Below are 8,510 nucleotides of genomic sequence, written 5' to 3'. Positions count from 1 at the left end.
CATAGTCGAATTTTTCTTTTTTGTCCATAAAAAAACTGTATTAAAGGTCTTGATTTTTTAACCTTTGACACAGTTTATTTTACAGTCTCCATAAAATAATTAATCCGTTTCCCTAGAATTACTAAAAAATCTTCAAACTGTCAGATCATATACTAATCAGAACATCTTAACTATCTTTGAAAACAGATGCCGGCTCTAATGCAGTTACTTGTACCTATTTACACAAAGTATTTTATACTCTCGATTATACAGCTGCCGCCCCGTCTTATGGCCAAGTATTGTTGTGTAGGGATTTTCAATAGCCTTAATTAAACGCTGCGTAGCTTTCGTTTCGTCCATTTTTAATAACTGGTGAATAGAAAACAATAACCAGGTCAAACTTTTTTAAGACACTATCGTCAAAATCCAGCTGCCCTGACAAGAGTATATCGCATTCTATACTTTTAAATATTTGGAAAGGCTTTACCGTTTTGTTCAATCGATCAATCTCTTTGAGTTGCCGAAGCACTTTTTCTTCTTTTAATCCACCGGTGTAGTGTGCATTTTTTGAGTGATCAGAAATAACTGTATATTCAAATCCTTTCTTTATGCAGGCATTAACAAAATCGGTCAAGCTATCAACACCATCGCTCCAATCCGTATGATTATGTACCACCCCTTTTATGTCACCACTCTCAACCAGCCTGCCCTGTCGTTTTACACAACCTCCATTCAGCTACGTTTTCGCGCATTTCTGGCTCAATAAAGGGCATCTTCGCTTCCTTGTAAATTGACTGTTCTGAATTAAATGGCCCTTTACTCCTTAATCGTTTTTCAATTTTTCTCGCATGCTGCTCATTTCCGGTTCTTTGAAATAATTCGTAATAAAAGTTATTCTTTGTAGTGTGATAGATGGTGACCGGAATTTCGTCAATAGTATGAGCTTTGGTCACTTCATTCGTAGACGATTGATAGATCAATAAATTGCCGAAGGCTTTTGACGTTAACTTTATGAAGCCAACTGCAGCAATTAAGCCGATACCTTCTACGGTTGTAGTTTGGCGTCGGACTTCGCCGCAAAATTTCAATAATCTATTCCTCAAGGATTTTCTTAGCTGGGGAGCTTACAATGCCTACAAATATTTATACTGAAGCTGTAAAAACAGTTTGGGAAAATAAAATTTATTTCCGGCTGAAGTTGCTGGTTAACCCCTTTGTATAGATAAGAAGAAGCTACTAATCAGAGCCTTAACCAAAGCCAGTCTATTTCTACAGAAGGGCTTTTTTTCTTTACGCACATAAGTAAAAAGATAAGTATGATGTATATAATTTTTAATACGTTCGACAATATTAAAAAGAAATAAAATGATTATGATCAATAACTTGAGAGATAGCGTTTTGTAATTACTTGTTTATCAGGTTGATAAAAAAATTCTATCTCATTAAACTTCTAAAGTCCAAAGGAGAAACTTTAGATTTATATACTAATTTATTAGCAAGGTATTTTTTGGGTAGCCGTTTTATACTTTTGTAGCTTTTGAACAATTCACGAATAGACCGTATGCAAGGATTAAAATGGAATAATAAGTCAGTCCAAAGATTAATCAAGGAGAATAATAATCCGGACCCAATGAATATTATTAGAAGCAAGGCAAGAGAAATGGTATTAAATGGTTTTGAAAAAGGTTGGGAGGGGCCACCCTTTGATCCTTTTAAACTTGCTCGCCTGCTTAATATTAGTATTGTTCCAAATGAATCGATTTCTGATGCAAGAATATTGAGTATTAATGGCATATTTCAAATTGAGTACAATCCATATCAAAAGCCATCAAGAATTAATTTTAATATTTCCCACGAATTAGGCCATATATTATTTGTGGATTGGCATGAAACCATTAGAAATAGAGAGGAGGATAAAATTGGGGATTTATGGGAATTAGAATTTTTATGTGACATAGCAGCTTCAGAAATTCTTCTCCCCTATGCAGAATTTTCACAAGAAGCAAATGGATTACCCTTAAACATGGCTTCTTTATTAAGCATCTCAAACAACTATCAAGCCTCGTTAGAAGCAGTTTTCTTAAGGTTTGCTGAAGTTGTAAATAAACCTTGCGCAATTCTTATCGCTTCTTTTGAGGCAGACGATAAGAAAAAGCTAACCGTAGATTATGTTAAGCCATCGTCTTCATCTGAATTGATAATTCCCAATAACTATGCGATCCCGGCATCATCAAAAGTATTTGAATGTATTAATTCTGGTTGGACATCGGAAGGTATTGAAACATGGGATGTATTTAAAGGAATAGAATATAAAATATTCGCAATTGGCTTACCTCCATTAAAAAAGCACAAAAGGCAAAGGGTGGGTGTATTTATAGCTCCAGAGCAGTTTGATCAAAAACCTGAAAAATCCATATATACGGTTAATGGTGATGCAACGCAGCCAAGGGGGGAAGGAATAAAAATAATTGTTCAATTAGTGAATACAACAGCTGCGGTAGGATTCGGATTCGGTAGGGCTATGTCAATAAGGTGGCCTCTTAGCAAAACAGTTTTGCAAGCATGGAAAGGGAAACCAGATTTTAAACTTGGGGAAACAAAATGCACTAAATTAAATAATGAGATTTACGTATTTCAAATACTAGCACAAAAAGGAATAAAACCAAAATTTGAAGGGGAGAGTATTTTAAGTTATGTTAGTTTGCAGCAAGGTTTAGAGCAACTGAAATTTACTGCTCTTGAGCTTAATGCATCTATACACATGCCTTTGATTGGTGCTGGCCAGGCAAAAGGTGATTGGAATATTATTGAAGGAATGATTTATGATGAACTGGTTCAAAATAATATTAGTGTAACTGTTTATGTTCTGCCGGGGACAAGGTTTAATCCTAAAAATAAGTCACCCCTCTCATTATTTGACACCAGAACAATTTATGAGAAACGGTAAATTGATTGTTTTATTAAGCGGAGAAATTTGTAGCGGAAAATCAAAGCTCTGCGATAATCTAGAGCATCATTTTGGATTTAAGATACTTAAATCAAAAGAGGCATTGCAGCAAATTTCGATTGAGCGTAATCGAACCCTTAAGTCTGGCAGGATACCATTGCAAAAAATTGGTGAACAACTGGATAAGGATTCTGGGGGAGCATGGTTAAGAAACTTTTTTCAAAGTGATATACTTCATTTGGACAGATTGGTTATTGATGCCGTTAGAATTTTTGAGCAAATTGATGCTTTTCGTCAAGCATACGGTCATAGGGTAATACATATTCATCTCCAAGCATCTCCTGAAGAACTGAAAAATAGATTTTTAAATCGGAATGAAATAAATGATACCAAAAAAAATCTTTTGGAACTTTATGAAAAGGTCAAGAAAGATAAAACAGAAAAACAGGTAAATTCTCTGGAAAAGAAGGCAGATTTGGTTGTCAATACTGAAAGGAATAAACCCGAAGATGTATTAACCAGAGTTGCAGGGTTTTTAAAAATATTACCTCCTATTGATAATAAATTGGTAGATGTATTAGTTGGAGGGCAATTTGGTTCTGAAGGCAAGGGGCAAATTGCTGCCTATTTAGCGCCTAATTACGATTGTTTGGTACGAGTGGGTGGGCCGAATGCTGGGCATAAGGTTTATGCTGAACCTGAACCCCATGTGTTTCATATTTTACCTTCCGGCAGTGTTAAAAATACAAAAACCAAATTAATAATTGGACCTGGCGCAGTAATTAGTAAAGAAGTTCTTTTGGATGAAATTAAAAAATTCAATATTCATGAAGCAGATAGATTGCTGATTGATGCTAATGCAACAGTAATTACAGATTCTGATAAAGAATATGAAAAAAAGCATAGCAAGATAGGTTCAACTGCCCAAGGTGTGGGTAAGGCAACTGCTGAAAATATATTAAAGCGATTGCGAAATTTGGATAAGCATAAAGCAAAAAATTGTAAAGAATTAAAACAATATATTGGATCTTCCCATACTGAACTGGAAAAGTTATTTAATAGCGATAAGAAAATATTATTAGAAGGAACTCAAGGCACTCATCTAAGCCTTCATCACGGTTTATATCCTTATGTTACTTCCAGGGATACAACTGCAGGCGGCTGCCTGGCAGAAGCAGGAATCGCTATTAATCGAGTTAGAAAAATAATACTTGTTACTCGCACTTACCCAATAAGAGTTCAAAGTCCATCAAATGGTACCTCTGGTCATTTTTACAGCGACGAGCTAACTTTAGAAGAAATTTATAAAAGGTCAGGAGTACCTCTAGATGAGTTGAAAAAGACGGAAATGACCTCAACCACTAAAAAACAAAGAAGAATTGCAGAGTTTAGTTGGTCGTTATTTAGAAAGTCATGCGAGTTAAATTCACCAACTGATATAGCTCTTACATTTTCAGATTATATTAGTCACAAAAATCAAGAAGCAAGAAGATATGATCAACTTTCGCCGGCAACTACTTCCTTTATTGACGAGTTGGAAAGGTGTGCTGGCGTATCTGTAAGCCTTATTGCCACTCGATTTTCGTATCGTTCAATTATTGATAGACGGAACTGGATTTAATATGGATAAACAAGAATTTATTAAAAAGACACCTTTCTTATATCATCTTACAGATAGTAGAAACTTGGATTTTATTAAGCATCAAAAAAAGTTGTTGAGTACAAGCGAGATCGTAGCTATATCAGGTATAGCTGAGGCAGATGATTTTTTGAAAAGCAAACGACCTCAACATTCTATTTTAGTTGTAAATGGCGTTAATGTTTTTATAAGGGATCAAAGACCACTTAACAAGGCTTTGGAAAAATGTTTAACTGACAACTGGACACCCGCAGATTTTATTTATCATTTGAATCGCAGAGTTTTTATGTGGCCTAATATTAAGCGATTGGCCATTCATTATGGAAGATATGAAAGTGAAAATCCAATTATTTTTCGATTTAATACCAATGATATATTAGCACTGAATGGGCATGTAGAATTTTCGAAGATTAATTCAGGTGCCACTCGGCCAAGTGCCACTTTAGGAGGCAAAGCTGCGCCACGGGGGAAAGATACTTTTCAGACGTTTGAAGATTATTCATTTAATATTAGTTCTGTTACGGAAGTTACTTTTCCGCAATATTGCATACTGCCTCAACAATTTGAAATAGGTTCTTCTCCGAATGGGGACTGGGAAAAATCTACATTGTAGGATTTCTATTCCTTTAGGTTTACTCACTAGCTACTGGTTTATAACCTAATTATTTATGGATTTTCAAGAACTTAAAGAAAAAGTTGAGTGGTACATTAATTACCGTGGAAATGTTTATGAATTGTGACCTCCTCCCGAAAAACCGGGCCGTTTAAAGTTAGAAAATCGGGCAATTATTCATAACTTAAAAGAAGGAGAATTGCTCATGAAAAAGACAAAGTTTACCGAACAGCAGATTGTGTTTGCTTTAAAGCAGGCTGAGACTGGCACGCGGGTGGATGAAGTATGCCGAAAGATGGGGATTAGCGAGGCCACTTTTTATAACTGGAAAAAGAAGTATGGCGGATTGGGGATAAGTGAGCTTAGGCAGTTAAAGCAATTACAGGAGGAAAATGCCCGGTTAAAACAAATCGTAGCAGATCTGACCCTTGACAAACAGATGCTTCAGGATGTTCTAAAAAAAAGTCCCTGAAGAACCGGCAGTTGCGCCAATTGGCCAATGAGTTAATAGCCTCTTACAGGATTTCAATCCGTAGGGCGTGCCGTGTAATTTTGATGCATCGTTCTAACTGGCATTATAAGCCGCATCGACGCGAAGACCGGCCTATTCGTCAAAGGATCAAAGAGATTGCTGCCACACGCGTAAGATATGGCATGTGGCGCATTTATATCTTGCTGAGACGAGAAGGCTTTAAAGACAATCATAAGCGGGTGTACCGGATCTACAAAGAGGAAGGATTGAACCTTCGCAGCAAACGCCCACGTCGCAGTAAAGCTGCTGCTCACCGCCTGGAACGGCCTGATATTAATAGTTTGCATGAATGCTGGAGCATGGATTTTGTGAGCGATAACCTCTTTAAGGGCAACGGTTCCGATGTTTAACTATAGTGGATAATGTTAGTCGCTACTGCCATGCTATTCGGGTCGGCAAATCTATTAAAGGCATCGATGTGGTGGAAGTTATGGAGCAGTTAAAGCAGCATAATAACTGCGTACCAAAGAGGATCCAGGTGGACAACGGCAGCGAGTTTATTAGCAAAGATTTTGACCGATGGGCTTATGAAAATAAAGTCATCCTGGATTATTCCAGGCCTGGAAAACCGACAGACAATCCGTTCATTGAATCTTTCAATGGATCGTTCAGGGATGAATGTCTGAATACAAGCTGGTTCTTTTCTTTGGAAGATGCATACGATAAAATAAACAACTGGGTCCAGGAATATAATCACTTTCGTCCACATAGCTCTTTAAAGGAAATGACACCGGCAGAATTTGTCGAGGATTATCTCGACGAACAACAAATCTGAAAGGGCCCTACCGGGAGCTCCTGTTGATGAAGCTATGTATTTTGCAACGGCAGGATATCACCGGACGATATCAGAAAATACATACCTTCATCAACAGGTTTTATCGCTTCAAAATAGCCCGAAATCTACAATTTAGCCTGGCCCGAAATATGGGGGGAGATCAGTTAAAGATTTTTCTCTAACTACTCATGGGCGACTTTTGGGGGAGCTTACAATTGGACGAGCTCCTACTTGAGCTTTACAAGTTTCACCATAAGCCTGCTCTTAATGAAGTAATGAAATTGGCTTCTTCAGATTATGGCGGATTTACTTACAAGTCAGAATTACAAAATGTCGCATCTTTAGCTGCATTCTTGTAGTGACGGGAATGGAGAACTCACTTAATGAGATGCAAAAGAATAGGCTAAGGCAAGAAAATGAATCAACGCAAGGTATATTAAGAGTCGTCGGGTTTGATTGGATTTATGAAAGAGCAAAATTTACATTTGACAATATTGTAAATTTTGGTTATTATAGAGATGCATATAATAACATATCTAATGACATTTGTTGATCATATCAAGTTGCTTCATTTTTTCTACTCTAGTCTATATAGAATTATTGAAATTATAATGAGGGCGTTAAAACAATTGTAATGAATCAACAACAGGCTATTTAGGCAATACAAAAAGGAGTAAAGTTCTGGAATAAGTGGCGTGAATACAATCGTCCTGTTAGAAGTTTATTTAAAGGTGCTAATTTAAATGGGTTAGTTTTACATCCTTGGATGGAAAGTTCTGAAACAAGCGATTATGGAGCAAATCTGAGCGATTTAGATTTTAGTGGTGCTGATCTGACTGGGGCCGATTTAAATGGAGCAATATTAGAAAATGCCAGTTTTGAAAGTGCAATAATGCATAATGTAAGTTTGGTAAGAGCCAAATGTTCGAATACCATTTTTAGGAATGCCAATCTGACTGGAGCTGATTTCCATAAAGCGGAAATTGATTTTGCAGATTTCACAATTGCAAATCTTACAAAAGTGGATTTTACAATTGTAAGTAGTGAAGGAATAAAATTGAAAGGAGCCATAATTAATGACATTGAGTTTGAGGAGCCTTTTAAAGGTGTACCAGGGCCGTGGAATGTTAATTCATATCAGCTTGCTTATGTAGAGGATTTATTTGAAATTAAAGACAGTGGGCAAGCAAGGGTTAAGGAATACCTCACAAATGTTTTAACTTCTTTGGGTAAAATGAATGACAGGGATATAAAAGACCATAAAGCATATACAGATCTATTAGAAAAAGTGCAGTCACTGCTGTTACTGTACAAAGAAGAAAAAGAACCGGACAGAGATGGCAAAATATATTTTCGGCGGCATCGGTTTGGGTGTCCCCATCGGTATAGGCTTGGCGGTGTGGTAGCCGCAACTTATTTGTTCAGTAAAAAGCTAGTTCGGTGATTAGTAATCGTTTTTTGACATAACTGTTTCAAGGACAGGAAGAGGAGAGCAACGCCAGCTTAATCTTTGCTGCTGCAGAGCGGCTTGGGCGTCTGCCGGTCTGGCGGGACTCATTGCTAATTAAGGGACTATTTCAGTAACTGTGTAAGTTTTAAATATCGGAGTTCGTAGCAGGACCTATATCTTGATCCTGTTTTCAAAAATAGTTAAAAACTGATCCAGGACAATGCCCCAATTTCTTATTGGCAATGTCCATTTTTTTGTCACCTCCCTTAAGGCAAGGTAGACGGATTTGAGAACGGCATCATCGGTAGGGAATGAGAGTTTGTTTTTTGTATACTTCCTGATCTTGCCATTGAGGTTTTCGATCAGGTTGGTGGTGTAGATGATTTGACGAATTTCGATGGGAAAGTCGAAGAATACTGTGTTCTGATTAGTATATGATCTGACAGTTTGAAGATTTTTTAGTAATTCTAGGGAAACGGATTAATTATTTTATGCTGCGGGTGGGACATCCTGCAGCATTTTTTGTTTCGCTAAAGGTAAGGAATCTATGAAGGTTTGCATTGGAGTTCTTCCAT

Annotated in this window: 6 protein-coding genes and 2 pseudogenes; 5 read left to right on the top strand and 3 right to left on the bottom strand. The window is 36.9% G+C overall.

What is annotated here, in order from left to right:
* Positions 1–304: 304 nt before the first annotated feature.
* Both JUB15_RS28170 and JUB15_RS28165 read right to left on the bottom strand, forming a co-directional pair.
* A complete protein-coding gene (locus tag JUB15_RS28170) occupies positions 305–655 on the bottom strand; it encodes a PHP domain-containing protein (RefSeq protein ID WP_207516098.1) in 351 nt (116 codons plus the stop codon).
* A gap of 19 nt (positions 656–674) precedes the next feature.
* Entirely contained in the window at positions 675–1,082 is a 408-nt protein-coding gene (locus JUB15_RS28165) for a hypothetical protein (RefSeq protein ID WP_207516097.1), read from the bottom strand.
* Positions 1,083–1,540: 458 nt separating this feature from the next.
* Here JUB15_RS28165 and JUB15_RS28160 point away from each other — a divergent pair, with 458 nt between their 5' ends.
* From JUB15_RS28160 to JUB15_RS28140, 5 genes and pseudogenes are all read left to right on the top strand, one after another.
* The gene (locus tag JUB15_RS28160; protein ID WP_207516096.1) at positions 1,541–2,926 is read left to right on the top strand and encodes an ImmA/IrrE family metallo-endopeptidase; all 1,386 of its coding nucleotides are present in this window, start codon (positions 1,541–1,543) and stop codon (positions 2,924–2,926) included.
* A complete protein-coding gene (locus JUB15_RS28155) occupies positions 2,913–4,547 on the top strand; it encodes an adenylosuccinate synthetase (protein ID WP_207516095.1) in 1,635 nt (544 codons plus the stop codon). Before JUB15_RS28160 ends, JUB15_RS28155 begins: the two co-directional genes overlap by 14 nt.
* A 1-nt stretch (position 4,548) precedes the next feature.
* The gene (locus JUB15_RS28150; RefSeq protein WP_207516094.1) at positions 4,549–5,178 is read left to right on the top strand and encodes a DUF7002 family protein; all 630 of its coding nucleotides are present in this window, start codon (positions 4,549–4,551) and stop codon (positions 5,176–5,178) included.
* Positions 5,179–5,383: 205 nt separating this feature from the next.
* Positions 5,384–6,485, top strand: a pseudogene (locus JUB15_RS28145) (IS3 family transposase).
* Positions 6,486–7,251: 766 nt separating this feature from the next.
* Positions 7,252–7,929: a pentapeptide repeat-containing protein gene (locus JUB15_RS28140; RefSeq protein ID WP_207516093.1), complete on the top strand. Its 678-nt coding sequence runs from the start codon at positions 7,252–7,254 to the stop codon at positions 7,927–7,929.
* 177 nt (positions 7,930–8,106) lie between these two features.
* Here the strand turns inward: JUB15_RS28140 and JUB15_RS28135 are convergent.
* Positions 8,107–8,370: pseudogene (locus tag JUB15_RS28135) on the bottom strand (transposase); the annotation flags it as partial.
* Between the last annotated feature and the right edge of the window lie 140 nt (positions 8,371–8,510).

It is taken from the genome of Longitalea luteola (assembly GCF_017356035.1).
GTDB lineage: Bacteria > Bacteroidota > Bacteroidia > Chitinophagales > Chitinophagaceae > Niastella > Niastella luteola.
Note: the sequence above shows the minus strand (reverse complement) of the source record. Positions and strands in the feature narration are given on the sequence as shown.